General features: G+C 66.7%; 24 protein-coding genes and 1 tRNA gene. 10 read left to right on the top strand and 15 right to left on the bottom strand.

The genetic code is table 11. The features are described 5' to 3' along the window. The first annotated feature begins 320 nt into the window (after positions 1-320). Together NDI56_RS07545 and artA are read left to right on the top strand one after the other, a co-directional pair. Positions 321-2,981, top strand: coding sequence for a DUF7827 domain-containing protein (locus NDI56_RS07545; RefSeq protein ID WP_310918824.1), 2,661 nt, complete (start codon positions 321-323; stop codon positions 2,979-2,981). A gap of 127 nt (positions 2,982-3,108) precedes the next feature. Beyond that, on the top strand, positions 3,109-4,110 hold the full coding sequence (artA, locus tag NDI56_RS07540; protein WP_310918823.1) for an archaeosortase A: 1,002 nt from the start codon (positions 3,109-3,111) through the stop codon (positions 4,108-4,110). On the opposite strand, the gene dph5 is transcribed toward artA, so the two are convergent. Beyond that, positions 4,107-4,880 carry a diphthine synthase gene (gene dph5 / locus NDI56_RS07535; RefSeq protein WP_310918822.1) on the bottom strand — a complete coding sequence of 258 codons (774 nt, stop codon included), beginning with the start codon at positions 4,878-4,880 and terminating at the stop codon, positions 4,107-4,109. The genes artA and dph5 overlap by 4 nt on opposite strands. Positions 4,881-4,955: 75 nt before the next feature. On the opposite strand from dph5, the gene NDI56_RS07530 reads away from it, so the two are divergent. The 3 genes from NDI56_RS07530 to NDI56_RS07520 all read left to right on the top strand — a co-directional run bounded on the left by NDI56_RS07530 (position 4,956) and on the right by NDI56_RS07520 (position 6,614). After that, complete coding sequence (locus NDI56_RS07530; protein ID WP_310918821.1) at positions 4,956-5,936, top strand: class I SAM-dependent methyltransferase; 981 nt, start codon at positions 4,956-4,958, stop codon at positions 5,934-5,936. 78 nt (positions 5,937-6,014) lie between these two features. Continuing rightward, complete coding sequence (locus tag NDI56_RS07525) at positions 6,015-6,428, top strand: universal stress protein (RefSeq protein ID WP_310918820.1); 414 nt, start codon at positions 6,015-6,017, stop codon at positions 6,426-6,428. Between the two features lie 112 nt (positions 6,429-6,540). Beyond that, positions 6,541-6,614 (top strand) — tRNA-Thr (locus NDI56_RS07520). 97 nt (positions 6,615-6,711) lie between these two features. On the opposite strand, the gene NDI56_RS07515 is transcribed toward NDI56_RS07520, so the two are convergent. The 6 genes from NDI56_RS07515 to NDI56_RS07490 form a co-directional block, all read right to left on the bottom strand. Next, entirely contained in the window at positions 6,712-7,653 is a 942-nt protein-coding gene (locus NDI56_RS07515; protein WP_310918819.1) for a hypothetical protein, read from the bottom strand. Position 7,654: 1 nt separating this feature from the next. Continuing rightward, positions 7,655-10,882 (bottom strand): Ig-like domain-containing protein, encoded by a 3,228-nt coding sequence (locus NDI56_RS07510; RefSeq protein WP_310918818.1) that lies wholly within the window; start codon positions 10,880-10,882, stop codon positions 7,655-7,657. A gap of 332 nt (positions 10,883-11,214) precedes the next feature. Then, the gene (locus NDI56_RS07505) at positions 11,215-11,724 is read right to left on the bottom strand and encodes a DUF8173 domain-containing protein (protein WP_310918817.1); all 510 of its coding nucleotides are present in this window, start codon (positions 11,722-11,724) and stop codon (positions 11,215-11,217) included. 58 nt (positions 11,725-11,782) lie between these two features. Next, complete coding sequence (locus tag NDI56_RS07500) at positions 11,783-12,823, bottom strand: NAD(P)-dependent alcohol dehydrogenase (RefSeq protein ID WP_310918816.1); 1,041 nt, start codon at positions 12,821-12,823, stop codon at positions 11,783-11,785. Between the two features lie 82 nt (positions 12,824-12,905). Continuing rightward, the gene (locus NDI56_RS07495; RefSeq protein ID WP_310918815.1) at positions 12,906-13,148 is read right to left on the bottom strand and encodes a DUF7385 family protein; all 243 of its coding nucleotides are present in this window, start codon (positions 13,146-13,148) and stop codon (positions 12,906-12,908) included. Between the two features lie 31 nt (positions 13,149-13,179). Continuing rightward, positions 13,180-14,037, bottom strand: a complete 858-nt coding sequence (locus NDI56_RS07490) for a cytochrome c oxidase subunit 3 (RefSeq protein ID WP_310918814.1) — start codon at positions 14,035-14,037, stop codon at positions 13,180-13,182. Positions 14,038-14,219: 182 nt separating this feature from the next. On the opposite strand from NDI56_RS07490, the gene NDI56_RS07485 reads away from it, so the two are divergent. Both NDI56_RS07485 and NDI56_RS07480 read left to right on the top strand, forming a co-directional pair. Beyond that, positions 14,220-15,566: a hypothetical protein gene (locus NDI56_RS07485; RefSeq protein WP_417935953.1), complete on the top strand. Its 1,347-nt coding sequence runs from the start codon at positions 14,220-14,222 to the stop codon at positions 15,564-15,566. Then, positions 15,563-15,823: a DUF7410 domain-containing protein gene (locus NDI56_RS07480; RefSeq protein ID WP_310918812.1), complete on the top strand. Its 261-nt coding sequence runs from the start codon at positions 15,563-15,565 to the stop codon at positions 15,821-15,823. Before NDI56_RS07485 ends, NDI56_RS07480 begins: the two co-directional genes overlap by 4 nt. Positions 15,824-15,857: 34 nt before the next feature. Here NDI56_RS07480 and NDI56_RS07475 read toward each other — a convergent pair whose 3' ends face one another. The 3 genes from NDI56_RS07475 to NDI56_RS07465 all read right to left on the bottom strand — a co-directional run bounded on the left by NDI56_RS07475 (position 15,858) and on the right by NDI56_RS07465 (position 18,695). Next, positions 15,858-16,535: a DUF6517 family protein gene (locus tag NDI56_RS07475; protein WP_310918811.1), complete on the bottom strand. Its 678-nt coding sequence runs from the start codon at positions 16,533-16,535 to the stop codon at positions 15,858-15,860. 81 nt (positions 16,536-16,616) lie between these two features. Continuing rightward, positions 16,617-18,110 carry a cysteine--tRNA ligase gene (cysS, locus tag NDI56_RS07470; RefSeq protein WP_310918810.1) on the bottom strand — a complete coding sequence of 498 codons (1,494 nt, stop codon included), beginning with the start codon at positions 18,108-18,110 and terminating at the stop codon, positions 16,617-16,619. Positions 18,111-18,221: 111 nt separating this feature from the next. Next, positions 18,222-18,695: a DUF7523 family protein gene (locus NDI56_RS07465; RefSeq protein WP_310918809.1), complete on the bottom strand. Its 474-nt coding sequence runs from the start codon at positions 18,693-18,695 to the stop codon at positions 18,222-18,224. Between the two features lie 87 nt (positions 18,696-18,782). On the opposite strand from NDI56_RS07465, the gene NDI56_RS07460 reads away from it, so the two are divergent. Further along, on the top strand, positions 18,783-19,661 hold the full coding sequence (locus NDI56_RS07460; protein ID WP_310918808.1) for a CbiX/SirB N-terminal domain-containing protein: 879 nt from the start codon (positions 18,783-18,785) through the stop codon (positions 19,659-19,661). Between the two features lie 68 nt (positions 19,662-19,729). Continuing rightward, positions 19,730-20,809: a DR2241 family protein gene (locus NDI56_RS07455; RefSeq protein WP_310918807.1), complete on the top strand. Its 1,080-nt coding sequence runs from the start codon at positions 19,730-19,732 to the stop codon at positions 20,807-20,809. On the opposite strand, the gene NDI56_RS07450 is transcribed toward NDI56_RS07455, so the two are convergent. From NDI56_RS07450 to NDI56_RS07435, 4 genes are all read right to left on the bottom strand, one after another. Continuing rightward, entirely contained in the window at positions 20,806-21,627 is an 822-nt protein-coding gene (locus NDI56_RS07450) for a DUF7524 family protein (protein WP_470303405.1), read from the bottom strand. The genes NDI56_RS07455 and NDI56_RS07450 overlap by 4 nt on opposite strands. Before the next feature lie 183 nt (positions 21,628-21,810). After that, positions 21,811-22,368 (bottom strand): DUF7524 family protein, encoded by a 558-nt coding sequence (locus NDI56_RS07445; RefSeq protein WP_310918805.1) that lies wholly within the window; start codon positions 22,366-22,368, stop codon positions 21,811-21,813. Positions 22,369-22,408: 40 nt separating this feature from the next. Then, the gene (locus NDI56_RS07440) at positions 22,409-22,603 is read right to left on the bottom strand and encodes a methytransferase partner Trm112 (RefSeq protein WP_310918804.1); all 195 of its coding nucleotides are present in this window, start codon (positions 22,601-22,603) and stop codon (positions 22,409-22,411) included. 49 nt (positions 22,604-22,652) lie between these two features. Continuing rightward, entirely contained in the window at positions 22,653-24,029 is a 1,377-nt protein-coding gene (locus NDI56_RS07435; RefSeq protein WP_310918803.1) for an adenylosuccinate synthase, read from the bottom strand. A gap of 265 nt (positions 24,030-24,294) precedes the next feature. Here NDI56_RS07435 and NDI56_RS07430 point away from each other — a divergent pair, with 265 nt between their 5' ends. After that, positions 24,295-24,600 (top strand): hypothetical protein, encoded by a 306-nt coding sequence (locus tag NDI56_RS07430; protein ID WP_220587891.1) that lies wholly within the window; start codon positions 24,295-24,297, stop codon positions 24,598-24,600. Between the two features lie 11 nt (positions 24,601-24,611). Here NDI56_RS07430 and NDI56_RS07425 read toward each other — a convergent pair whose 3' ends face one another. Further along, entirely contained in the window at positions 24,612-26,885 is a 2,274-nt protein-coding gene (locus NDI56_RS07425) for a DUF7527 domain-containing protein (RefSeq protein WP_310918802.1), read from the bottom strand. Positions 26,886-26,904 lie beyond the last annotated feature (19 nt).

The following is a 26,904-nucleotide window of genomic DNA, read 5'->3' as shown; positions in this document are numbered from 1 at the left end:
CAATCGAACGAGGCCGAACAGGGACGGGCTTGGTACTTGAACCCATGGCGTCAGACGATACGATGACAGAGTTATGACAGATGACACAAAGGCCTTATACCGTCCCAGAACGCACTCTATCTCCTGATATCGGGCATGACAAAATATGTCATCCCGCACGCCTGACCACAAAACATTTATAATGTCCGGCGTTGGTTACACCCGTACCCCTACCCATGGCGCCAGAAGTGAGTACACCGGTTCGGTCTATGCGGGGTCGCGGTGACCGCGTTCCGACCACGTGGAAAACGGCTGACGCCGCCCGATAGCAACCAACAACTATGACAAGCAACTCAGAAAAACTCCGCAGCCTGTTCCTGACAGCGCTGATGGTCTTCTCGGTGTTCGCCGGGACCGTCGCGCTCTCCGGGAGTGCCGCTGCAGTTTCCGGTAACTCGAGTTTCGAGACCCTTTCGCCCGACACCGTACAGTCGGGTGCTACGGTAACGCACGACTATAACATCACGTTCACCGACGTGACCCCTGACGGCGGCGGCGACGACATCACTGTCACGCTGCCTGCCTCCGCCTCCTTCGACACTGACGGTACGAACTCCGTCAACGTCATGGACGGCGACGGCAACGAAATCTCGCTGAGCAGCGGCCCGAGCTTCTCGGACGCCAACGGCGGAACGGACAACCAGCTCACGTTCCAGATCCAGCCTGACAGCTCGGCCCAGACGAACGAGACGCTGTTCGTCTCCGGGCAGGTCACTGTCCAGTTCCCGACTGTGAGCTCGGAGACGACCGCTCCCGTCACCGCGACTCTCAGCGACAGCAACGACGGTAGCTCCGCAACGGTTTCGTCCGATGTTACGATCGAAACCGTCGACGTCGAGGGCGCCCCGCTGAACTCCGGTGACACGGTTTACACCGGCCAGGACGTCTACGTGACGGGTCTGGACTCCAACAGCCAGTACCGAGTCCGCGAGCTCAATGATGACAACCTGCCCGGCACGCTCCGACAGCGAGTGAACGCCGGCTCCGACGGTGTCATCGAGTTCGAGCTCAGCGACGAACTCTCGGACGGCGACTTCGTCATCGTCAACGATGACGGCGACGTCATCCCGATCAACAACGGTGCCGCACAGACGCCGGAGTCGCCCAACGAATCGAACACGCTCGACGCTGACTTCGAGGTCATCACGCAGGACCTGACCGCCGAGTTCGACGACGCGTCGACCGGTAACGACGGGTCCTCCGCGACGGTCGATTACGAGATCGACTCCAACCTCCGAACCAGCTACGCTGTCAACATCTCCGCCCAGGGCGACCTGGACGTCGAGGACCTCAACGAAATCTTCGGTGACGCTAACACGACCGCCGAATACGACGACGAAGACACCGTGACAGTCAACGGTCAGCAGACCTTCGAGCTGAACTTCACGGACATCGACGCCGGCACCTACACGTTCGAGGCGAACGTGACGGACACCGGCGCATCTGACGCAGACGACATCGAGGTCACGGACACGGGCGACGCGTCCGCTGAATTCTCGGACAACGTCTACACGAACCAGGTCGGTGACATCGTCAACATCACCGTCGAGATGCAGAACACTGACACTGCAACCCTGCAGGTCGGTGAGCAGTCCAACAGCGGTTACTCGGTCACCGCTGAAGTCGTCGACGACGACGAGGACGGCGTCGCGTACGTCGAATTCAACAGCTTCACCGCAGCCAGCAACGAAACGGTGCTGACTGCCGGTGACGACGACACGACGGTCGACAACGTCAACCAGGCCGGCAACTTCAACGGAAGCAACGTCCCGGTCGGTTCCGACGTCCTCGAGAACGGTGACTACAACATGTTCGTCATCGCTGACGAGTACGACGGCAACGGCCAGATCAGCGGTGACGTCTCGCGAGCGACTCTCGACCTGTCCCCACGGACGACCGAGAGCCTCGACATCTGGACCGCCCCCGAAGGCGAACTCGACGAGCTTCAGGGCACTGACGCAGCCGGCATCTCCGAGTACGCCACTGCGAACAACCTGACCCGAGCGGACACCATCGCGCAGGGCGACACGGTCGTCGTGCAGGTCTCCGCCTCCGGTCTCGAGGGCGCCCTTGCGGGTGACGAGACGCAGCTCTACAACGACACCTCGGCTGAGGGTCGACTGTTCAACCTCTCCTTCGAGCGACAGACCGGTTCGCTGAACACCGACGGCGAGATCGTCGACATCAGCGAGATCGGCACGAGCAACTTCGACGTCGTCTACGACGCCGAGGGTGACTCGCACTACGTCGTCATCGACGGCGAAGCCATCACCAACGCCTCGGAGTTTGAGGACTACGAGGACGGTGACGAGTACAAGGCGAACTTCACTGTCTTCGGTAACGACGATGGCAACGACATCGCCGACGACACCCAGTCCGTCAACTCGACGTTCGCCGTCGACGAGGCAGAGCTGGAACTTGACACGAACGCGGACGACGAGATCATCCTCGAAGCCGCGGCGGGTCAGGAAGTCAGCGGCACCACGAACCTCGCACCTGGTACCGAAGTCGAGGTCGTTCTCGACAGCGATACCAGCGGCGACCCGTTCGTCAAGTACCCGAACGCAATCGTCCAGCAGGACGGTAGCTACACGGCAGTCGCGGACTTCAGCGAGAACCAGGCCGGATCTGAGTTCACCGCTGAAGCCCGAGTCGACAACATCGAGTCCGACTCCTTCGACGGGCGGCTCACCGAGAGCACCCAGCCCGAAGTGACGCCGGGTAACAACACGGACACGGAAACGGAAACCGAGACGGAAACGGAGACCGAGACCGAGACCGAGACGACCACGACTGAGTCGATGGTCACCACGACCGAGTCGGGCGGAGCCGGCACGGCTGAAGAGACGACCACTGGCGGCAGTGGTCCCGGCTTCACCGCTGCACTGGCTCTGATCGCGCTCGTCGCGGCTGCGCTCCTCGCAGTTCGACGCGACAACTAACGGGACCGCCCCGTCCTGACTTTCGCATTTTTTTGCGTACTCGTCCGGTAGCGGCGGCTGTGTGCACGGGGCGCCCACGCTCGCCCAACGACAAAGCATTTAGGCCGGATTGGCAAAGATAGGGCCAATGAGTCTCCCCGTACTCCAGTCCACCATCGACGTCGGCGGGCTCTCGTTTGACCCGCTCGTGTGGTCGGGGCCCCTGATGTGGCTCGTGCTGGCGGCGTTTCTGGGCAGTGCACTGGTCCAGCGGTACGACAGGGAGTTTGCACGCCGTATCGCGGCCGGGGGGTGGGTGGTGTTCGGCGCGTTCTGGCTGGTCCTCGTCCCGCATTTCGCGCTGACACAGAAGAGCCTCATCGAAGGGGTCGGGAGTTTCGCGGCCGTTCCGCTGTCGGTGTACGCCGGCTACCAGCTGTATCAGGGCCGTGACTCGCTGTTCGTGCTGACCCGCGCGGTCGGCCTGATGGGGCTGGTGTACGTGCCGTTCATCACTATCGGCCCGCTGCGACAGGCCATGGTCGAGTTGGTCACCGACCAGACGGCGTTTCTGATGTCGCTTCTCGGGTTCGACCCGCTCGTGGTGGAGGGGTTCACCTACGACGGCGTCCAGATAACCGAAAAGCAGTACCCCTACGAGAGCACGTTCTGGTTCGAGGGGAACTCGAAGCCGATAACGTACAACATCTTGCTCGCCTGTACCGGCATGGGGAGCATCGCTATCTTCGCGGGCGGTATCCTGGCCGTGTCGGCGCCGTGGCGGCGCCGGCTCCGGGCCCTGGCGATGACGGTGTCGGTCATCTACGTGTTGAACCTGTTCCGGAACGTGTTCATCGCCGTCTCCTTCGGGCACCAGCGGATGCAGATATTCCCGGAACTGGTGATGACGGTGTTCGGGCTGGAGGACCCACAGATGGTGTCGTACTACGTCGCGGACCGCATCCTCGCACAGACGGGGTCGGTCGTCGTGCTGGTCGGTATCACCTATCTGCTCGTGCGTGAACTGCCCGAGATCACCGTCCTAGTCGAGGACCTGCTCTTTCTGGTGACGGGGACCGAGTACGACCTCGCGGCGGCGTTTGACTCCGGCGGGGAGTCCGACGAGGCGGCGGCCCCGAGTGACGACTAGTCGTCGGTGGCAATCGCCTGCAGGGCTTCCTCCTCTATCATGTGCCGGTCACCGGGAATCACCAGCAGGTGGAGCGGGCCGCCGAAGGTCCGGTCCGCGAGGTTTTCGAGCGTGTCGGCGACGACCAGCGGGTCGGGACTGCCGGCTCGGGCGACGACGACGGCGAGCAGGTCGGGAAACGCCGCGCTGAGGAGAGATGCGGCCCTGTCGGCCGTCATGTACGTGTCGTCGCTGTCCGACCAGTGCGGGTCGTCGACCTTGATATCGAGATAGACGAGCGTGTGGAGGTCGCGTGTGCGGTTGTCCTCGATGGTCGCGACGACGCTGTCGGGGACGCCGTCGCCGCCGTGAGCCTTCTCGAAGGGGAGCGTCGTCGCCTTCCCGAAGCGGTAGTTCTGGAGCCCGGTCAGCGAGCCCGCGGCGGTCTGTGCGGTGGTGCCGTGGACGATTCGCGTCTCGATGCCACGTTTCTCGGCACGCAGACGGAGGTCCGTGTGCGTCGTCGAGACCATCGTATCGCCGGCGGTCAGGAACGCGACGTCGGCCGACTCGGCGGCTTCGAGGACGGGCTCGGGGTCCTGTTCGATACCGGCGCGGTCGCGGACCTCGATGTCGGTGTCGTGGAACGATTCGAGCGAGTCGAGGTCGGTCCCGACGAGCCGGCTGGTGTAGAACTCCGCGAAGACGCGGTCGGCGTCCCGGATGGCGTCGCGTCCCGCGAGTGTGACCGAGCGCTCGTCGTAGAGGCCGAGGCCGACGAAAGTGAGCATACGCCGTCTCGGACACCGCGGGGGATAAAGGGCGCGAAGCGTCAGGCTTACCGCCGACGGCCGGGGAGAGTGGGTATGAGCGTCCCCTGCGTTCGCGTCTCCCGCGAGGAAGGCGAGGCGACTCGCCGGCGGCTGGCCGAGGCGGACCTCGTCGACGACGGCTACGATATCACTGTCGAGGACGGCGCGCTGTACGTCCCGGTGACAGACCCCTCGGCGGTGCCGGACACCTTCGAGGTCGTCGGCTTCGACGCGCCGGTCCGGGAGGGCCAGACGATGCCGGCCGACCGGCTTGGCTTCGAGCCGAGTTACGAGCGGCTGGGCGACCTCGTCATCGTCGACGAGGACGACCCCGACCGGGCCCAGCGGGTCGCCGACGCCATCGTGGCCTCGGACCTCCCGGTCGAGGGCGTGCTCAACCGCGCCTCCAAAATCAAGGGGACCGAGCGGGTCCGGGACTGGGAAATCCTGGCGGGTGACACCACCGAGGTCGTCCACCGGGAGTACGGCTGTGCGTTCGAGCTCGACCTCGCCGAGGTGTACTTCTCGCCCCGGCTGGCGACCGAACGCCACCGGGTCGTCGAGCAGGTCACGGCGGGCGAGCGGGCGTTCGATATGTTCGCCGGTGTCGGTCCGTTCGTCGTCCCGTTCGCCCGGCAGGGCGCCACCTGCGTCGGGACCGACATCAACGAACGGGCCATCGAGTACCTCCGACGGAACGCAGAGCGCAACGGCGTCGCCGACAGGGTCACGGCCGTCTGTGGCGACGTTCGCGAGGTCGCCGCGGAGTACGCCGGCTGGGCCGACCGCGTCGTGATGAACCTCCCGCACAGCGCCGGCGAGTTCCTCGACACCGCGGTCGAACTGGCCGGTGACGACTGTACGCTTCACTACTACGACATCCAGCCCGACACCGACCCGTTCGGGCCCGGGGAGCGGGCGATACGCGAGGCGGCCGAACCTGAATACAACGTCACCGTCGAGACCCGCCGGACCGTGCGGTCCTACGCTCCGGGCGAACACAACGTCGTTATCGACGCCCGGTTGCGCCGCTGAGCCCACTGGAGTGACAAAAGTTACGGTGGCCGCCGGTGAATCTCGAATCAACGGGACCGCTCGGTCCCTCGAACTACTATGTACCGGATACTCGTCCCCGTCGATACAGACCCGGACCGTGCCCGCGGGCAGGCCGCCTTCGTCGAGGAGCTGCCGACGTCCGCGGAGAACATCGAGGTCATCGTCACCCACGCGCTCCCGCCGGACGACGTGAAAGACCCCGACGACGCGGACGGCATCGAGCAGGTCGAGACGGTCCAGCTGGCGCGTGACTACCTCGAAGACCGCGGCTACGCGGTGACGCTCGCGGAGGGACGACTCCCGCCCGCCGACGGCATCCTCGACATCGCCGAAGAGCACGAGGCAGACCACATCGTCATGGGGTCGCGCAAGCGCTCGCCCACCGGAAAGGTCATCTTCGGAAGCGTCTCCCAGCAGGTCCTACTCGAATCGCCCGTCCCGGTCACCGTCGTCGGCACGAAATCGGCCTGACGGCGGCCTTGATTCGCAATCCTTATTGCGGTTATCGGCACTATCCTGTATTGTCGAGTGGCACACTGTGGACGTGCTGTCGCAACGAGTGCTTGGTCGAGTGTGCCAACGTGCCGGTGTAGCTCAGACTGGCAGAGCGAATCCTTCGTAAGGATTAGGCCGAGGGTTCAAATCCCTCCACCGGCTTTTCTGTGACGAACGAAAGTGAGGAGCGACGCAACCACGTGGGCGTTTGACCGTCCCGGCACGGAGCGACGCTGCGACCGAGCCGGCGGCAGTGCGGCTAGCCCCGCCGGCGGAACAGGGACAGTACCGCCACGACCAGACCGAGGACAGCGACGCCCGCTCCGAATCCGGAGCCAGTACCGCCGGTAGTCGTCGCCGTTCCGTTCGCCGTCCTCACGTCGGTGGGCGTTTCCTCGGTCGGCGCCGTCGCCGTGACCGTCTCACTCTCCTCCGGTGAGCGCGCCGTCTCTTCGGGAGTCACTGTCGAGGCCTCCGTCGTGGTCGGCTCCGTGGACGGCCGTTCCGTCGTCGTTGGCGTTCCGTCCGGACTGTTACCGTCTCCGCCGGTCGACGCCGCGGCACCGTCGTCGGCGTCAGCAGCATCCTCGCCGGCGTCATCGGCATCTTCGCCCGCGTCACCACCGGAACCGCCGCCGGCGCCGCCACCGGAACCGCCGCCGGCGCCGCCACCGGATGTACCGCCACCGTCGGTCGTTGACTCGACGCTGAGAGTGCCGCTGTCGACTGACGGCCGGACCCGCTGGCCGTCCGCGTCGTCCATCTCGACGACGGAGACGCTCAGCGACGTGTTCCCCGGTGTCGTTCCCGCCAGCGTTACCGTCGCGAGCGTGACGTCCGTCGCGTTCCGACCGGGTGCGCCCTGTACGTTGGCCGCCTCCAGCACGACGGAGGCTTTGTCGGCGCTCACGTTCGGCGGTTCAGTCAGCTCGAAGGCGCCGGGGTAGGTCGCGCCGGTGACGTTCCCGACGGAGCCGGAGCCGAGCCCGAATTCGAGCTCGTACCCGGTGAGCCCGGACGGCGCGCTGGACAGTTCGATAGCGACGGTGGCGGCGTCGCCCGCCTCGACCGTTGCGTCCGCGACGGTCACCGTCGGGTCCGCGTCGCTCCGCTGCGTGATGGCCCCACCTGCCGAGGCCGCAACGACGACTACGGAGACGAGGGCGAACAGGCCGATGGACCGCGTTGTCGTCGCCGTCATCTCAGATGCTGTCGAACAGCGCACGCACGTCGTCGTAGTCCGTTCGACCGTTTTCGTTGAAGTCATAGCAGGTCGCAGAGAGGCTATCCTGCTCGTCGAACAGGAGAACGACGTCCTGGAAGTCCAGTCGTCCGTTGCCGTTGAGGTCCTCGTAGTCGCCGTCGCCGTCGGGGTCGGTCGGTGCGGGCAGCGACGGTCGCACCGGCCCACAGCGCTCGACGGTGACCGACCCGCCCTCGGTGACCGGGGTGATCAGGTCACCCGAATCGTCGTCTATCTGGTCGACCGTGAGCGACAGGTCGGTCGTGCCCGCGCCCACGCCGTCGATGGTGACGGAGCCGAGTGTGACGTTCGCGTCGCCGGGGTCGACGCTCTTGTTCACGTCAGTCCCGACGAGCGTCGCGCTGGCGGCGCTATCCAGCGTCACCGCGCTGAGCGTGAACGTCGGGTCGACCGCGGCCCCCTCGATGCTCGTGACGTTCGCGTCCCCGGCGGTGACGCTGACGTTGAAGCCGCTCAGTCCGTCCGGCACGGCAGAGAGGCTCACGTTCACTGTCGCGGTGTCGTTGGCCGTGACCGTCGCGTCCCCGACCGAGAGCACCGGCCCCTCGGGCTCGCTCGGTTCGACGGTGATGAACACCGTCGCGGTGTCAGCTGCGCCAGCACCGTCTTCGATTCGGTAGTCGAAGCTGTCCTCGCCGGTAAAGCCCGCAGCGGGCGTGTACTCGACGGTGCCGTTGTCCAGCGAGGCAGTACCGTTGGCGGGCTGGCTCGACACACCCGTCACGGTGAGCGTGTCGCCGTCGGGGTCGGTGTCGTTGGCCAGCAACTCCGCGGTGTCGATGGCCAGGGTCGCGTTCTCGGTCGTGTTCACGCTATCGTCGCTGGCCGTCGGAGCACTGTTGTCCGCCTCTTTGCCGACGGTGATGGTCACCGTCGCGGTGTCCGTCGCGCCGAAGGAGTCCTGCATCTCGTAGACGAAGCTGTCTTCGCCGGTGAACCCGTCGTCGGGCGCGTACTCGAAGCTCCCGTTGTCGAACGTGAGCGTTCCGTTCGCTGGCTCACCGATGGAGCCGACGACCGAGAGCCTGTTGCCGTCGGGGTCGTCGTCGTTCGCGAGCAGCGTCGCCCCGTCGATGGTCAGCGGCGTGTTCTCGGTGGTGCTCAGGGTGTCGTCACGCGCAGTCGGTGCCGTGTTCGGATTCCGCGTGCCCGGCGAGAGCACGGGATAGCCGTCGGGCCGGGTCTCCCAGGTGACGACGAAGTCGAAGCCCGTCATGTTCGTCGGGGCGGCCGTCCCGGTCATCTGAGCCGTCGTCAGGCCGGTGCCTGCGGCTGAGTCTGCCTGTCCGGTCGCCTGCGTGTCCCAGTACGAGTACACTGTTCCGGTACTGCCAACAGCGCCGACGAGTCCCCCGGTCTCGGAATCGCCCGAAACGTTCGCGACTGCGTAGGTCCGGTTGAGTACGTCAGTGGCGTTGTCATCGATAGTTCCGACGAGGCCACCGACCTGACGGCTCCCAGTGACGCTCCCGGTGGCGTACGCATCTACCACCCGGGCACTGGACGACCCGATGGTACCGACGAGGCCACCGACGGACTGCGTTCCGGTTACGGTCGCGTTTGCCGTCGCATATCGGGCGTCGCCGCCGAGGGAGCCAACCAGACCGCCGACTGACGTGTTGCCACGGACAGTGCCGTCGGCGGAGACGTTCCGTAGCTCGGAACCGGTAGTGCCGGCCAGTCCACCGACGTTAGTCGACCCAGTTACGGTGGCGCTAGCCGAAGAGTTCTCGACGGAGGGTCTCGCGTAGTATCGGTTCGTACTGGAGGCTCCGACGAGGCCACCGACGTTCTCGCTCCCGGTGACTGTCGCAGTCGACCGGGAGTCAACGATGGGTGCGCGGTAGAGCCCGACAAGCCCCCCAACGTTGTTGCTCCCATTGACAGACCCGCTCGACGAGGACCCTCTGACGCTGCCGAAGAGTCTAGACGCGGTTCCGACGAGTCCGCCCACCTGCGTATCGCCGGTTACCGTGGCCTCGCTAGTGCTGTTGATCACCTTGCCGTATTCGGTCTCGCCGGCGACTCCGCCGACGGTCTCGTCACCGGAAACTGTCGCAGTGGACGAGACATTGCGGAGGTCAGTCGTGTCGTATCTGACCCCGCCGTCGTAACCGACGATTCCACCGACCCGTTCAGTCCCACGAACGGTGGCGCTAGAAGTCGAATTCCGTAGCGGTGCTCTGTTCTCTCCGACGAGGCCGCCAACACTCTCGGTACCGTTGACCGTGGCCGACGACGAGATGTGGCGCACACTGGCCTCCCTATCTGCCACATCGCCCGCGACGCCTCCGACGAATGTGTCCCCGTCGATGGAGCCGCTAGTGGACAGGTTGGCCAGGTCCCCCAACTCGACGGCCCCGACGATACCGCCCACGTTATCCTCGCCGGTGATATCGGCCGCCACGATACGCAGATTTCTGACCGTACCGCTGCTACTCGCGAACAGGCCGACGTCATCTTCCCCCGGCCTGTCTATCGTGAGGCCGCTGATGGTGTGTCCCTCACCGTCGAAGGTCCCGGAAAATTTCGAGTCCGAACTGGCGGTACCCACTGGGTCGAACCCTTTCCGGGCGTTCCACTTGGCGGTCTCCGATGCGTCGACGTCGTTCCCGAGGACGTACGAGGCACTCGTGTCGTCCTCCATCGACTGCAGCTCGGAGGCGTTGGTGATGACGTAGGGGTCGTCGTCGGTTCCGGACCCGGAGAGATCACTGACATTGACGTCGGTGACGTTCGACACGGACTGAACGTCGACGGTCACCGTGGCGATGTCCGTCGCGCCCGAGCCGTCCTCGACCTCGTAGACGAAGGTGTCATTTCCGAAGAATCCTTCGCCGGCGGTGTACTCGAAGGCGTCACCGGTGAACGTGAGCGTCCCCTCCGACGGCTGACTCACCGCCCCGGTGACGATGAGCGTATCGCCGTCGGGGTCCGTGTCGTTTGCGAGGAGCGTATCGGTCTGTATGACGGTCGTGGTGTTCCCGCCGGCGGTCACGGTGTCCGGATTCGCGGTGGGCGCTGCGTTCGTGTTCCCTGCCGCTGTCAGGTCTGTGTTGCCCGCCTGTGTCGCGTCCGTGTTGCCCGCCTGTGTCGCGCCGATGCCGGGCGCCGCGAACACGGAGAAAACCATCAGCGCCGAGAGGACGACGGCGCGGACTTTCATAGCTGTCCCCCTCCCGCTGGCACCGATAGACTGGTCGCGACGGAATCCCGGTTTCCGGAGACCAGTCGATTCGTTCGATCGCTCTCAGATAACTGTGTGTCGGCGACACGACCAAGTGGAACGCAATCCATACTAACCTTTCAAAACATAAATTAATGTAATCTATGCATGATTATTATTGCCGAATAAAAGGCCAGCGAGCGAGACGGAAACCGCAGGTCCTGATTGTGGCAGCGACAGAGTACGGCTCGACGGTACGATATCCGTGTCCGACCGTCCTCCACCGACTGCACCAGACGAGCGCTCCGCAGGTGGCTACCGAGAGAGTGCCACTACAGGTAGTCCCGGAGCACGGCGCCGAAGCCGGCGGCGCCGATGGCGAACGTGACGAGACCGCCGATACCGGTCAGCGTGAGGACGCCGTTGATAGCCGCGCCGGCGAACAGCGGCTTCGTCCAGCCGTCTTCGCGGCCGACCAGCCGCGCCCCGATAGCGAGGTAGGCGATGGACGCCCCGACGACCCAGACGACGTAGGCGACGAGCACCAGTGGCAGGGCGACGACGATACCGACGATAGTGAGCACCAGCACGAATATCACGAGCACGAGCAAGCCGAGCGAGACGAAGCCGTAGATGAACGACCCGACGGGCTCCTCCAGCAGTGTGGCTATCTTCCGCTCGGTGTACGCCGGGGCGACGGCGACCAGAATCGCCCCGACGACGAGCGTCGACAGGAAGGCGCCGACAGCGGTGCCGGTCAGCCCCACGTAGCCGGGGACGTCGACGCCGAACTCGGTGCTCAGCTGGAGCACCGCCAGCCACGACAGAGGACCGACGTTCATACACACCGGAACTCGGTCGGCAGTGAAAACAGTTCCTTCCGCGCCGACAGTCGGCGTGTCAGGGCGTGATGACCGCGCGCCCGTCGATTTCGCGATGTTCGAGTTTCACCGCCACGTCGTTTATCGCTTCGAGGTCGTAGCGGGTGGTCTCGAGTTCGACCGCGCCGCGCTCGACGAGCGCGACCAGTTCCTGAAGCTCGGCGTAGCGGCCGACGATGTTCCCCTGATACGCGAACTCGCCGTTGACGAGCGCCTGGGCGGGCTCGTGGATGTGGCCGCCGTAGCCGATGATGTGGTGGTCGCCGCCAGCGGCGACGACCTCCGGCGCGAGCGCGGTGGTCTCGTCGGCGCCGACGAAATCCAGTACCTGTGCCGCGCCGACGCCGTCGGTGATACCCTCGATTTCGTCGGCCACGTCCTCGCTCGTGGGGTCGATAGTGTAGTGGGCGCCCAGATCGCTGGCGAGGTCACGCGCCGACGCCTTGATATCGACGGCGACGATGTCGGCGGCGCTCATCGCGTCGAGACACTGCAGGCCGATGTGGCCCAGCCCGCCGACGCCGACGACGACGGCGGCGTCACCGGGGTCGAGCTCGCGAACGGCCTTCTTCGCGGCGTGGTACGCCGTGATGCCGGCATCGGCGTGGGGCGCGATGTCCGCCGGGTCGATGCCGTCGGGCAGCGGGACGACCGACCGCTCGCTCGTGTGGAGTTGGTCGGCAAAGCCCCCGTCGGTCGTCAGCCCGTTGAAGGCGTCGTTCTCGCAGTACATCGTCTCGCCCTGCCGGCACGGCCGACAGGTGCCACAGGTCTGGACGGGGTGGCAGACGACCTTGTCGCCTTCGGAGACCAACTGGACCTCGTCGCCGACCGCGACGACGGTGCCGGCGTTCTCGTGGCCGAGCGTCATCGGCAGCGGCTGTGGGACATATGGCTCCCACATCCCCTCGATGATGTGGTTGTCCGTCTGACACCAGCCCGCGCCTTCGACTTCGACGATGACGTCGTCGCTGTCTGTCACCGCCGGCGCGTCGACCTCGTCTATCGAGAGCCCCGCTTCCATGTCGTCCGTGTACTCGTGGAGTCTCGCTGCTCGCATAGGGAAATATCAACTATTGATTATTATAAAACTGGGCCGTTAATTTCGCAGCCGAGCGGTCGAACGCCGCGCTCGGCCGGGGTTAGTGTGTAAGCACCAGCAGGCGCTCGTCGGTTCGGGCGAGACAGAACGACGTGCCCGGCTCCCCGAAACTGCCTGTTCGGTGCTCGGTGACCAACAGCCGCTCGAAGGGGTCGCCACAGGCCGGACAGCCAAACCCTTCGCGGTTTTCGAGGGTCATCGTCCCCCGGTCCTGTTTCAGCAGCTTCAGCCCGTGGCGGTAGTCGTGGACGTCGAAGCCGTCGCTGACGTCTAGCTGCTCCATAGTCCGTAGAAGTCGCGGCGGCGCTTAAGCCTTAGACCAGGTTCGCGCCGACGTAGAGGACGACGACGAGGAACACCCACACCACGTCGACGAAGTGCCAGTACATCGAGGCCGTCGAGACGGAGGTGTGGCGCTCGGCGGAGTACTGCCCGTAGTAGCCCCGCAGGAAGACGATGCCCAGCAGGACGGCGCCCATCGTGACGTGGAGGCCGTGCAGGCCGGTCAGGCCGTAGAACGCCGAGCCGTAGATACCACCGGTGATGGTGAAGCCCTTGTGGACGATGAACTCGTAGTACTCGTACACTTGGCCGCCGATGAAGACGATTCCGAGGAGCAGCGTCACGGCCATGAGTTTCAGGAAGCCCGAGCGGTTGCCGTTACGCAGGGCGACGTGGCTGAAATGCAGCGTCACCGAGCTGATGATGAGGATGATCGTGTTGACCAGAACGAGTGAGCCCCACACCTCCGGGATGTCGGCCGCGAGCCAGACGTCGGTGCCACGGACGAAGAAGTAGTAGACGAAGCCGGCCCCGAAGGTCGCGACCTCGGACCCCAGGAACAGCAACATCGCGAACTTCAGCGTCCGACCGGAGTGGTGGTCGGTACCCCGCTCCCAGAAGTCGGAGACGAACGCGTGATACAGCCACCCGTAGATGCCGGCCAGAAACAGGCCGATGCTGCCGACCGTGACGCCGGCACCGATGGTGGTGCTCACCAGTGCGCTCTCGCCCATCGAGAGGACCAACAGCGCCGCCCCGACGTAGATGCCCGACCCACCGACGGCCGTGATGAAGGGCCACCAGCTCGCCTCGCCGAAGCCGTGTGGCCAGTCCTCCGTCGCCGGGAGGTGGTGCTCGTGGCCTCCCTCGTGTTCATCCGATGTGCTCATATCGGCTCCTTACGGGCGGATTACTAAAAGCCCATCCCATTGGCGCGGAGGAGGTGGCGATACCAGAGCGGACCGGCGTGTGGAGCGTCCCTTGCTTTGGCCGCTCCGATGTCGGAAGCTACACGGGGACGAGGCACCTACGCCCGCTGATGACAGCGCGCCGACGCCGCGTCGCCGGGGGAGTGGTGGGAACGCTCTGTGCGCTCCTCGCCGTCGGGACCGCGACGGCCCACGGCGGGAGCCTCGCCGGGGGCGGCCGCGAATCGCTGACGATTCCGACGTGGCTGTTTCTCTCGACCGGGGGAGCCGCCGTCGGAGCCTCGTTCCTGCTCGCTTCCTTCGTCACCGACCGCTCGTTCATCGCCAGTCTCCACGACTGGGGGCGGCCACTCGTCGCGAGCGACTCGCGGCTTCCGGAGTTCGCCGGCCGCGCCATCGGCCTTGCGGGTTTCGTGACCGTCCTGGTAATCGGCTTCGTCGGCCCGACGACCCCGCAGACGAACCTCGCCATCCTGCTGGTGTGGGTCGGCTGGTGGGCGGGGCTGGCGATGACGACGTATCTCGTCGGCAACAGCTGGCGCGTGCTCAACCCGCTCGACACCGTCGCGATGGCCCTCCCGTCGCTCGGGAGACCCTATCCGGACCACGTGGGCGCCTGGCCCAGCGTGGTCGGTCTGCTGGCGCTGATATGGCTCGAAGTGGTGAGCCCGCTGGCCGACGACCCGCGGCTGCTGGCGACGGCCGTACTGGGCTACAGCGTCTTCACGCTCGCCGGTGCGGTCGTGTTCGACCGCGAGACATGGTTCCGGGAGGCCGACCCGGTCGAACGGGTCTTTCGCTACTACGGGCGGGTCGCACCAATCGGCTACGACGACCGAGGGCTCCGCCTTCGGCTGCCCGGGATGGACCTCTCGACGCCGCGGCTGGTCGACGGCCGCGACGAAGTGGCCTTCGTCGTCGCCCTCCTGTGGGGGACCACCTTCGACGGCCTCGTGACGACGCCGGCCTGGCGCGACCTGACGGGACCGCTGGTCGACGCGGGGCTCCCGCCCCAGCTGCTGTACCCGCTCGCGCTCGCCGCGGGCTTTCTGCTCTTTCTCGGGGCCTACCGGTTCGCCGTCCGGCTGGGCCGCCAGAGCGCGGAGACCTACCTCGAACCGGACGCCCTCGCACAGCGGTTCGCGCCGCCGCTGCTGGCCATCGCCGCGGGCTATCACTTCGCACACTATCTGGGCTACTTCCTCGTGCTCGCCCCGGCGCTGTGGGTCGCGCTGCTGTCGCCCCTCTCGGACCCCGGCGCGGTCCCCATCTACGACCCGCCGGGGTGGTTCGGTGGCGTCGGCATCGCCGCCGTCGTCGTCGGCCACCTGGTGGCCATCTGGGTGGCCCACGCCGCCGCGTACGACGTGTTCCCGTCCCGGCTGCAGGCGGTCCGCTCGCAGTACCCCTTCATCGCCGTGATGGTGTTCTACACGATGACGAGCCTGTGGGTCGTCTCCCGACCGGAGGTGCCGCTCCCGTACCTATGACCGACGACGCCTACGACGTGCCCGACGGCGCACCGGCCTACGAGTGTCGCTACTGCGGTCGCCCGTTCGCCCGCGAGGAGTGGCTCGCGCTCCACCGCGGCCTCGACCACCCCGAGCGGCTCGACGACGAGGAGGTCACGGCGTTCCGGGCGGCCCACGAGGCCGAGGAGTCCGAACTGGGAAGCTTCCGCCTCCGGGCGCTGGGCGCGCTGGTCGTGATATACTTCTGTCTGTTGATGATCTACGCGCTGGTGTGAGCGGGCCGGAGAACTGCCCCCGCGCCGCGAGTCGTCAGTTCCCGCCGTGTTCGATGCCGCCGAGCATCTCGTCGACGGTCGCTTCCTCGTCCATCCGTTCCGGGTGGACCGCGACGGCGATGACGGCGTCGCCCTCGTGTTCGAAGCTGGTCACGTGGACCCGCACCTCGACGTCCCGCCCGACCATCGACGTCGTCCCGGTGAACTCGCTGACGTTACGCGACTCGCCGAGCGACTCGGCGGTCCGGTTGCCCCGCTTTTCGAGGTCACCTATCTGGCCGGTCTGGTCGGCCACCTCTTCGAGTACCCGCTCGTTAGACCAGCTCGCAGCCGGATTGAGCGTCCGGCCGGCTACGTTCGCCCCCGGCGAGGACAGGAGGACGAACCGGGCGGGCCCGGACGCGACCGTCCCGTTCTGTACTGTGGCCGCCGGGCTCTCGGTCCCCGTGGTCGGCTCGACCGTGCCGTTCTTCCCGTACCGCGTCACTTTGTTTACAACGCGGATACTCCGCTCCTGCCCGACGAAGGTCACGTTCCGGGTACTCGACCGCTCGGTGGCGCTGTTCTCCTCGTAGCCCGTCGATTCGAGCGTGCTCTCCTCGACCGTCGCGTTACTGGCCTCGAACTCGACGGTCTCGCCGGTGACGAGACCGATACAGCCCGAGGCGACGACGAGCATCGCAACGACCGCTGTCAGGAGTGAGCGTCGCATACGGACGACAGGCGAGCCCGCCGTGATAAGTTTCGTGGCCTCTCGGCGGTCGAAGGCCGGTTGCGGGCCGACCGGCCCGCCTCAGTCGGAGCCCGATAGCCGGTAGGTCGGTCCCTCGTCGGTGTCCTGTACCTCGACGCCCATCGCTTCGAGCTCGTCGCGGAGCTCGTCGGCGCGCTCGTAGTTGCCCGCGGCCCGCTCGTCTTCCCGGGCCTGCAAGACGAGTTCGACGAGTTCGCCCGCGAGCGCCACGTCGCCCCCGTCGCCGCTCTCGCCGAAGGTGAGACCGAGGACACCGCCGCCGAACTCCTCGAAGGTCTCGACGGCCCGCCGGAGCGCCACGTAGTCGTACGCCTCGTGGTCGTCGACGTACGCGTTGAGGGTCCCGGTGAGGTCAAGCAGCGCGGTCATCGCCTCACGGGTGTTGAAGTCGTCGTTCATCGCCGTCTCGAACCCCTCGCGGGCGGCCGCGACCGCGTCCCGGAGCTCGTCGTGGGTCGTCGTGGCGTAGGCGTCGACGTCGTCGCAGGCCGCCACCGCCCGCTCGTAGCCCCGCTGGAGGCGGTCCCAGCGTTCCTCGGCCTCGCCGATGGTCTCCTCGCTGAACGTGGCCCGCGAGGTGTACGCCGTCGACAGCAGGAACGTTCTGAGCACGTCCGCGCCGAACTCGGCGACGGCCTCGGAGACGGTGAAGAAGTTCCCCAGCGAGGAGGACATCTTCTCGCCTTTCGTCTCCAGCAGGCGGACGTGGAGCCAGTAGTCGGCGAAGCGCTGCCCGGTGGCGGCCTCGCTCTGGGCCACCTCGTTCTCGTGGTGAGGGAAGACGAGGTCCTGTCCGCCGACGTGGATATCGATGGTCTCGTCGAGGTGGGCCATCGACATCGCCGAACACTCGATGTGCCAGCCGGGCCGGCCCTCGCCCCACGGCGAGTCCCAGGTCTGGGCCGTCTCGCAGGCCTCCTCGGCGGGCGCGGCCTCCGGGTGCTGATGGTCGGCGATATCCTCGGGGGCGACGCCCCCGGCCTTCCAGAGCGCGAAGTCCGCGGGGTGGCGCTTCTCGCTCTCGGCGTCGGTGCCCTGGGCCTCGATGTCGTCGACGGTCTGGTTCGAGAGCTTGCCGTAGTCGTCGAAGCTGGTCACGTCGAAGTAGACCGAGCCGTTGGTCTCGTAGGCGTGTCCGCCCTCGACGAGACGCTCGACCAGTGCGACGATTTCGGGGACGTGTTCGGAGACGCGCGGGTACACTTCCGCACGAGACAGGTTCAGCGACCGCATGTCCGTGATGACTTCCTGGACGTAGTGGGCCGCGACGTCGGCCTCGCTCTCGCCGTCCTCGCCGACGCGGGCGACGATCTTCTCGTTGACGTCGGTGAAGTTCTCGACGTGACGCACGTCGTAGCCCAGCCAGTCGAGCCAGCGACACATGACGTCGACGTGGACCCACCCTCGGGCGTGGCCCAGATGGGGCGGGTCCGACGTGGTCAGCCCGCAGTAGTACAGCAACACCGAATCGGGGTCGCGTGGCTCGAACGGCTCCGTCTCGCCGGTTAACGTGTTCGTCACGCGCAGCGTCATTACCTGTGTTCTCTCTATCGGGCCGCTTCAAAGCGTCGGAACGATTCGTCTGACTCGTGTGCTCGCGGCTGTTGCCGGGCAGAACGTCCCCCTCGCCGGCTGGGTAGCGAGCTACCGACCGACGGTGCCCTCGACGACGCGCACGGCGTCCGGACCGCCTCGCCGCTTGACGACGACCACCAGCGTCCCGTCGCCGACGCCGGCCGCTTCGACGGCGATGTCCGCCGCTCGCAGCCGACCGAGCACGTCGCCCAGCGCCGCTGGTGAGAGGTCGCCGCTCGCGACGACGCCGGTGAGCGACCCCGTCCCGTCGGTAAAGCGGGCGTCACCGACCGAGAGAAGCGCGTCGCCGTCGCCGCTCCGGCCCAGCCCGCTCCGCATCGAGACGCGCGCCTCGCTGTCGTGGGCCGGCCCGTCGGGCAGTTCCTCGGCGAACCGGCGCAGGGCGGTGGCGACGGCGTCCGTGTCCCCCTCGACGCCGAGCTGTCGGGCGGCGGCGGTGTAGTTGACGACGCCGGCCCGGAGCGCGTCGTAGAGGAAGGGGCGCTCGCGGACGGCGTCGCGGGTGGCAGCGGCGAGTGACATATGGGAGAACGCGGGCGTCGGAGACACAAAAGCGTAGCCGATGTCGCCAGCGAAGCCCCTAAGAGCGATTCGTTCCAAGGGTCCCGCATGGAGCAAGCGCTCGTCATCGCGGCCCACGGCTCGCATCTGAACGCCGAGTCGAGCACGCCGACCTTTACCCACGCGGACACCATCCGCGCGACCGGCGCGTTCGGCGAGGTACGGGAGTCCTTCTGGAAGGAGGAGCCCCACTTCCGCGAGGTGCTCAGAACGGTCGACGCCGACGAGGTGTATCTGGTCCCGCTTTTCATCTCCGAGGGGTACTTCACCGAGCAGGTCATCCCGCGGGAGTTCCGCCTGGACGAGTGGGACCCCGAACTGTGGGACTCGGACGGAACGAGCGCGAGCCACGCCACGCTGACCGCCGAGGACACGGGCCAGACGGTCCACTACTGTGGTCCCGTGGGCACCCACGACTCGATGAGCGACGTCATCGTCCAGCGCGCGAAGTCGGTCACCGACGACCCCGACGTGGGTGAGGGGTTCGGCCTCGCCGTCGTCGGTCACGGCACCGAGCGCAACGAGAACTCCGCGAAGGCCATCGAGTACCACGCCGACCGCATCGCCGGGATGGACCGCTTCGACGAGGTAAAGGCGCTGTTCATGGACGAGGACCCGGAGGTCGACGACGTGACGGAGTTCTTCGAGAGCGAGGACGTGGTCGTCGTCCCGCAGTTCATCGCCGACGGCTACCACACCCAGGAGGACATTCCCGAGGACATGGGGCTGTGCGAGGACTACCGCGACGGCTGGGGCGTCCCCGAGACTGTCGAGGGCCACCGAATCTGGTATGCGGGCGCCGTCGGGACCGAGCCGCTGATGGCCGACGTGGTGCTGGAGCGGGCGGCCGACGCCGGCGCGGACGTGAGCGCGGCCATCGAGCAGGTCCGCGGCGAGACGGACGGCGCGAGCGCGACCGGGGACTGACATCCCTTGGCGGCGGCAACAGCCGACCGAATCAGCTAGCTTTTTTCTCGGGAGTCCCGTGGTCCGGTATGGACGAGGACCCGGTGGACGCGCTGGTGGCCACTGCGCCGGACGGCATCGATTTCGACGGCCTCCGTGTCGGAGCGGGGACGGACGGCTACACGTTCGAGACGCCCGACCGCGCGGAGACGGGGCTCGACGAGGCCGGCCTCCGCGAGGCCGCGGCCGCGTCGCCTTACGTGGGGAACTGGTACTTCTGGCACGCGGTCGCCCCGCAGACCGACGCCCGGTGGGACTTCCTCAGGTGGCTCGAAGGGAGCGCCGAGCACGCGGTTCCGGAGCGGTACGACGCCCTCGACGACGGGCTCGCGACCGAGTGGGGCCAGCTTCGCGTCACCGTCTCGCTCGATGGCACGGCGGGGCGTCGCTACGGCCTCCGGCACGTCGACGACGCCGAGACGCCCGCGTCGGACCTGACGGCTCACGAGGACCCCCTCGACGCCCGCGAGCTCGCAAAACGCGACGACGACGGTGACTACCGGCCGCTCAAGACCGCGCCGTCGCTCCGGACGGGGTGGCAGTTCCCGGCGCTCGGTCCCGCCGACCTCGTCGAGGCCGTCCACGCCTTCTACCCGGCGACGGTCCAGAACTGGCACCGCGAGCGCGAGGGCGCGCTTGATATCACCCACTGGCACGAGACTGTCGAGCGCCAGACCGGTATCTACGGCGTCGTCCGGACGTGGGACCGCGGCGAGGGGTACGAACACGTCAACTGGGTCGCCGAGGCCTGCTGTGACGACTCCCAGTGTCTGAAACGCCGCGAGTGGCAGTACGACGAGGAGACCGAGCTGGACGTCGCGGGCGGCGACGGCGAGTTCCCCTGCCGGGAACCGTGTTCGCTCGTCATCGCGGCCGCGCGCCAGTGGACGAAACTCGAAGGCGAACAGACCCGGACCTACGAGTTCGAGCTGACGCCGAGCGAGAAAGAGCAGATAGAGGCCATCGTCGACGCCGTCGCGGACGGCGAGAGCGAGGACATCCGCGAAGCCGACGTCTACGACGGGGCGAACCGCTACCGCGCCCGCTTTCTCCGGGCGAAGCTGTTCGACGAGGAGGGCAACCTCGCCGGCGTCGAGACCGACGACTAAACGGCGCGGTTGACCGCCATCGCGGCGACGACGCCGCCCGCCCCGAGTGCGACGACGACCAGCATCGCGCTGCGGTCCTCGGTCACGACGCCCGTGGTGAGGCCCAGCACCGACAGGACCACGGCGCCGACCGCGAGGGCACGCCGTTCCGCCGGTCGGAGTCCGCCCGATGCGTCCCGTTCCGGCACCGACTCTCCGTCTCCCTGTTCGGGCATCGACTCGCTGTCTCCCCGCTCCGCGTCACTACTCCCGCGACGGGGTTGCTCCCCTTCGACGGCGGGTTCGCTGTCCGACGACCCGGTTCCCTCGGCTGTCCCGGCCGCCCCGTCGTCTCCCTGATTCAGTTCGAGTGTCCAGGTCTGCTCGTCGTCTCTCTCGGTCGAACTGACCTGACCCGAGTCGGATGATTCGGGCCGCTCGGGAGTTCCCGATAACTGCCGGGCCATCTGGACCGCTCTTTCGGTGTCGGGCCCGGTTGCCTCGACAGTCGTCTCGGTCTCGACAGGTTCGGTCAGGCGGACCTCGACGAGACGGGTGTTCGCCCCGTGGTCCGTAATCACCCTCAGATTCCCGTGTGCGGCGTCCGACCCAGTCCGCGCGACGGTGACGCGGCGCTCGGTCCCACCGGCGACGTGGTGGTTCGGGGCCTCGACGGCCAGCTGGTCCGAGAGCGCGTCGTCAAGCTGCAGCGTGACGTGTGTCGCCCCGCCGTAGTTGAGCAGCACCACGTCGAAGCTCTCGCTCGTCTCGTAGCTGTCGGGCACACCGAGGCTATGGAGCCCCTCGGAATTGACATGGATAGGCAGGGCTTCAGACACTATTTTACCGTCTAAAGCGGTAAAATAAAAACCACACGGAGTGGTACGACGGGGAGCGTCTCGCGGGTCAGTCCGCGTCTGCGCACAGTAGCCAGTGAAAAGCGATGCCTCTCCGACCACGCGACAGCGGTACGGTTAGTCGGTGATTCGTTTCGCTCGGCACTACCGGTGCCCCGGCGACGGCTAGTCGCCCCGTCCCACGGCGACAGCGGCGACGAGCCCGGCGGCCGCGAGCACCACGACGGCGACGGCGACGAGGGGATTCCGGGCGACTGCACCGGCGACCGCGGCGAGGAACACGACCAAGAGAAGCGCGGCCACGAGCGGCACCCGGCGGTCTGCGAGCAGTGACGACCCGCCGGGGTCCGGTCGCGGCTGTGGCTTCGTCAGTTCTTCACCCACCTCGACCGGTTCGTCGGTGTAGACCGGTTCGGTGAGTTGCACGTCGACCAGACGCGTCGTCGCCCCGTAGGCGGTGACGAGCTTCAGATTGCCGCGAGCGGTCCCGTCGGCGGTTCGGGTCACCCGGACGCGCCGCTCGTCCCCGCCCTCGACGTGGTGGTTCGGCGCCTCCACGGCCGCCTGTTCGGAGAGCGCGTCGTCGAGGTGGATGTGGACGTGTGTCGATTCGCCGTGGTTGACCAGCACCACGTCGAAGCTCTCGCTCGTCTCGAAGCTGTCGGGGACCGCTAGCCCGTGGAGCTCCCCGCGGTTAACATGGACAGTCAGGGCGTCTGGCACCCTAGCATGTCGGCAGCGACGAAAGAAAAAGGTTCAGGCGCTACGCGGGGGCCTCTTCCCGCATGTCCGGCGGGAGGAGGTTCGGAATGCCGTCCTCGATGGGGAACTGCTCGCCGCATTCGGTACAGACGAGCGTGCCCGCGAGAATCTCTTCGCCGTCGCGCTCGGAGACATCGAGGTCGAGGTCGTGTTTGTCCAGCGGACAGCAGATGATGTCCATCAGGTCCTCTTTCATACCCGAGCGTCGGGCCGGTGGGAATAAAAGGATACTGTCTGCCGGAGCCCTAGAAGGGACGCTCGCGGACGATGGTCTCGCCGCGGCCGGGGCCGACGCCGATGGCGTAGGCCGGCGTGTCGAGTTCGGTCTCGATATACTCTATGTACGCACGCGCGCTCTCGGGGAGGGCCTGGTACCCGTCGCTCGCGACCTCGGCCCAGTCGACCTCGGGCCAGCCGTCGAAGCTCCGGTAGTTGGCCGTACAGCGGCCCCATTCCTCGGTGGTGGCCGGCAGCGTCAGCAGCTCCTCGCCGTCGAGCGTGTACGAGTGACCGACCTCGACCTCGTCCAGGCCCGCGAGCACGTCGAGGTGGTTGATAGCGAGCCCGGTGAACCCGGAGACACGCGCGGCGTGGCGGAGCATCGGCATGTCGAGCCAGGCGACCCGACGGGGTCGGCCGGTGACAGTGCCGTACTCGCCGCCCTCCTCGCGGATGTCGGTGGCCAGTTCCTCGTTCTCGCCCTCGCCCTGCTCCTCGTAGCCCGGCGTGTCACCGACGACACCGCCCAGCTCCGTGGGCAGCGGACCGCTGCCGACGCGGGTGAGGTAGGCCTTGACGATACCGATTACCTCGCCGCCGCCGACGACGCCGGGGCTGAGGCCCGTCCCCGTGGTGGCGCCGCCCGCGGTCGGGTTCGAGGACGTGACGTATGGGTAGTTCCCGTGGTCGATATCGATGGTGGTGCCTTGCGCACCCTCCAGCATCACGTTCTGACCCTCGGCCATGGCCTCGGTGAGGAAGACGCTGGCGTTGACCGTCATCCCCTCGGTCTCGAAGCGTTCGCCGTACTCGCGGAACTCCTCGAAGAGCGCGTCCACGTCGAGTGCGTCGGGATCTTCGAGGTCCGCCACGTCGACGCCGTAGACGTCCTCGACGACGGCCCGCTTCTGCGGGACGATGTACTCCAGTCGCTCCCGGAGCACGTCGTCGTCCAGCAGGTCACCGGCGCGAATACCGCGCCGGCCGGCCTTGTCCTCGTACGTCGGTCCGATACCTCGACCCGTGGTGCCGACCTCGCTGTCGGACTCGCTCTTTACTTGCTCCTCGATACCGTCCAGTACGCGGTGGAACGGGAAGATGATATGCGCGCGCTTGGCGATACGCACGTCCGGCTCCAGACCGCGCTCCTGTAGCGTGTCTAGCTCGTCGAACAGTGTTCGCGGGTTGACGACGCAGCCGTTGCCGAGCACGCCGACCTTGCCGCGGATGGCTCCGCTCGGGACGAGGGAGAGCTTGTAGGTCTCGCCCTCGTGGACGACGGTGTGGCCGGCGTTGTCGCCGCCCTGATAGCGAGCGACGACGTCCACGTCGTCGCCGTACAGGTCGACGATGCCGCCCTTGCCCTCGTCGCCGAGCTGTGAGCCGACGATGGTTACGGTCATCGCCCGGACGTTCCGTCCACCATGATAAACAGATTACGGTCTCACAGTGGTCGCCGTAGCGTTCGGTAGTACCCCCCGACTGCGGTCGGCAGTCCCCGAAACGGCCCCCAACAGTCACTGTCTGCAGGCGAACGCCGGTACGACAACATACCCCATGTGAAACGTTACGACGGGTTTAATAGGCCCCCCGCAGTACGGTGAAACCGGCAAGGTCGGGTGTGTGAGGGTAACTTTTAAACCCACCCAACACAAGTTAACAATTGCCATGATAGACAGGCTTGAGAAGGAAGTCGACATGCTGGAGCGCCACCTGCAGGTGCTTCGCATGGTAATAGAGAATGAGCCTATCGGTATCGTGAAGATGTCCAACGAGACGGGCTACCCCCACCACAAGGTTCGCTACTCCCTTCGCGTTCTCGAAGAGGAGAACCTCATCGAGCCCTCCAGCCAGGGCGCTATTACCACAGAACAGACCGGCGAGTTCGTCGACGATCTAGACGAGAAGATCGACGAGATCATCGACAAGCTCGAAGGAATGAAAATCGACGACGCGGCAGAGATAGAGAGCTAAGCGGTCTCTTTCTACAGTTCGGGCACCGCGAGGTGGAACTCCTTGTTTCGCGCTTCGAGCAGGCACAGGTGGTAGCCGCCTTTCCGCGAGAGGTTGACGAAGCTCTTGCGCTTGTCGCGGCTGAACAGGCCGCTGGAGGTCGCCTCCTTCGCGGTCTCCAAGGCCTCCGGCTCGAAGAAACTGCTCGTGACCAGGAAGGCCCCCGAAAGCGAGTCCGAGGCGTTCCCGACACGCTCGGCGTTGCGGACGATGTCGGTCATCTGGCCGTCGGTCGCCGGCTGTCGGGAGTCGTTGATGTTCGCGACGACTAAGGGGTTCCCCATGCGGTCGCGAACGACCACGTCGAAGGTCTCCTGTGAACGGTGTTCCTGTCCGTCCTCGGTGTAGGTGACCGACACTTTACCGTTTAGCTCCGCGCGGTCGATGTCGGGCAGCGCGTCGTACAGCACGTCCATCGCGCTCTCGTGGCCGGTGTCGCGTATCTCGTACAGCAGGTCCCCGACGAGCCAGTCGACGAACCGGTACTGGATGCTGTCGCGGAGGAAGGCCTCGAACGCCTCGCCGTCGACGACGGCCTCGTCGCCGTCGAACTGGGTGTGATACTCCAGCCGGAGGTTCTCGTCGACGGCCGCGCGGTTTGCGCTCCCGTCCTGTGCTTTCGCCAGCGTCGCCTCGCCCTTCGAGTGGTAGCGCACGAAGAGATTCGTCCCGTCGATGGCCTCGGCGGCCGACAGCTGGAGCCCGCCGGTCGCGGTACCGCCGGCGGCCTCCAGTTCATCCTCCAGTCGCTGTATCTCGGCCCGGGCCTCCTCGAGGTCGGTCAGCAACTGGTCGCGCTCGGCGGCGAGCTCCTCGTTCTCGGTCGAGAGAGCGTCTATCTCGGACTCCAGCGCCGCGATTTCGGACTCGCGCTCCTCGACTCGCGCCTCCAGCTCGGCGGTCGGCGCGGCGTCGCGCTCGCTGTCGGTCGGTTCGGGCTCGGTCGTCCGGGCGGACGCCTGCTGGCTCTGTTCCGGCGGCGACGGCGTCGTCGTCGATGCCGTCGACGAGGGCGCCGACTTGGGCTCCGTCACCGTCGTCTGGGTGACCGGCTCGTCCGGTGTCGAACTCGACCGGTCGGGGTCGAGCGACGGGATCGACCGGGTTTCGAGCGCGCCCGCGGCGTCACTGTCAGCCGCTGTGGCGGCAGTCCCTGTCTCTCCCGACGGTACCGGTTCGGACTCGTCGGTCTCGTCAGACTCCCGTGCGGTCGGATCGACCGGCGCCGACCGGGGCTCGGACGGCTGTGCCGTCTCGGCCTCACTCGGGGTCGGTTCCGGTTCGGGGTCGGCCGGCTCCCGGGTCGCCGGCTCGCTCTCCGCTCGGGCGGTCTCCGAGTCACGGCGGGGCTCCGCTGTCCCGCTCTCCTCCGGCTCCGCGCTGTCTCGTGGCTCCTCCCGCTGCTGTTCCTCGACGGCAGACCCATGGCTCGCGCCGGCCGCTTTGGACCCGGGCGGGCCAGCGGCGCCCGTGTCCGCGGTCGCCGAGGGGGTCGCGTCCGCGTCGTCGGCGTCCGTCCGGTCGGTCGGTTCGCTCCGCCCGGAGCCCCCGGCCGCCCCATCGTCGGTCGTCGGGGACGGCTCCGAAACGGCGGTCGACTGTGGCTCCTCGCTCGTCGTCGACGGTTCCTCGTCGTCGTCGACACCGCCGCTTGACTCGTCCTGTTCCGTCGCGGCGGTAGCCACCGGCTCGTCGTCGGGCTCGGGGAGCTCGGGCAGTTCGACCGGCTCGATTGCGGCCGGCATGACCTGGTAGATACCGACCTCGTCGTCGGCCTGCTCGAAGGCGTCCTCGTCGGTGATGAGCCGCTGGGAACTCCCGACCCACGCGACGCTCATCGACCGACCCTGGTGGTAGACGAGGTAGTAGTCACCCGAGAGCACGTTCTCCGAGAGCTCGACGAATCCGGTGAAGTTGCCGTCCTCCAGCGTCCGGTCGACCTCGGATATCGGTGTGTCCTGTGTGTAGTACTGTGCCCGTGGGGTGTCGGCCCGGTCCTGCATCACGACGAGCAGCGGGAGCGCGTCGTGGGGCGCCGCCCGCGCCGTGCCCGCCGCGTCCTCGAACGCCTCGATATCGCCGTCGAGGATGCCGACGACCGTGCCGTTCAGCATGAACAGCTGTGTCGGCCCGGCGGTGACGGCCCCGGAGAAACCCTGGTCTGAGAGGGTGTGGAGCCCCTCGTAGCCGCCGCCAAAGGGCACCGTGTCCCACTCGGATACTAGCTCTACCGTACGCGTACTCATTACCTTCACCAAGCCGTAT

This window comes from Halomicroarcula saliterrae (assembly GCF_031624395.1).
Taxonomy (GTDB): Archaea; Halobacteriota; Halobacteria; order Halobacteriales; family Haloarculaceae; genus Haloarcula; species Haloarcula saliterrae.
This window is presented reverse-complemented; position numbering and strand designations above follow the sequence as displayed.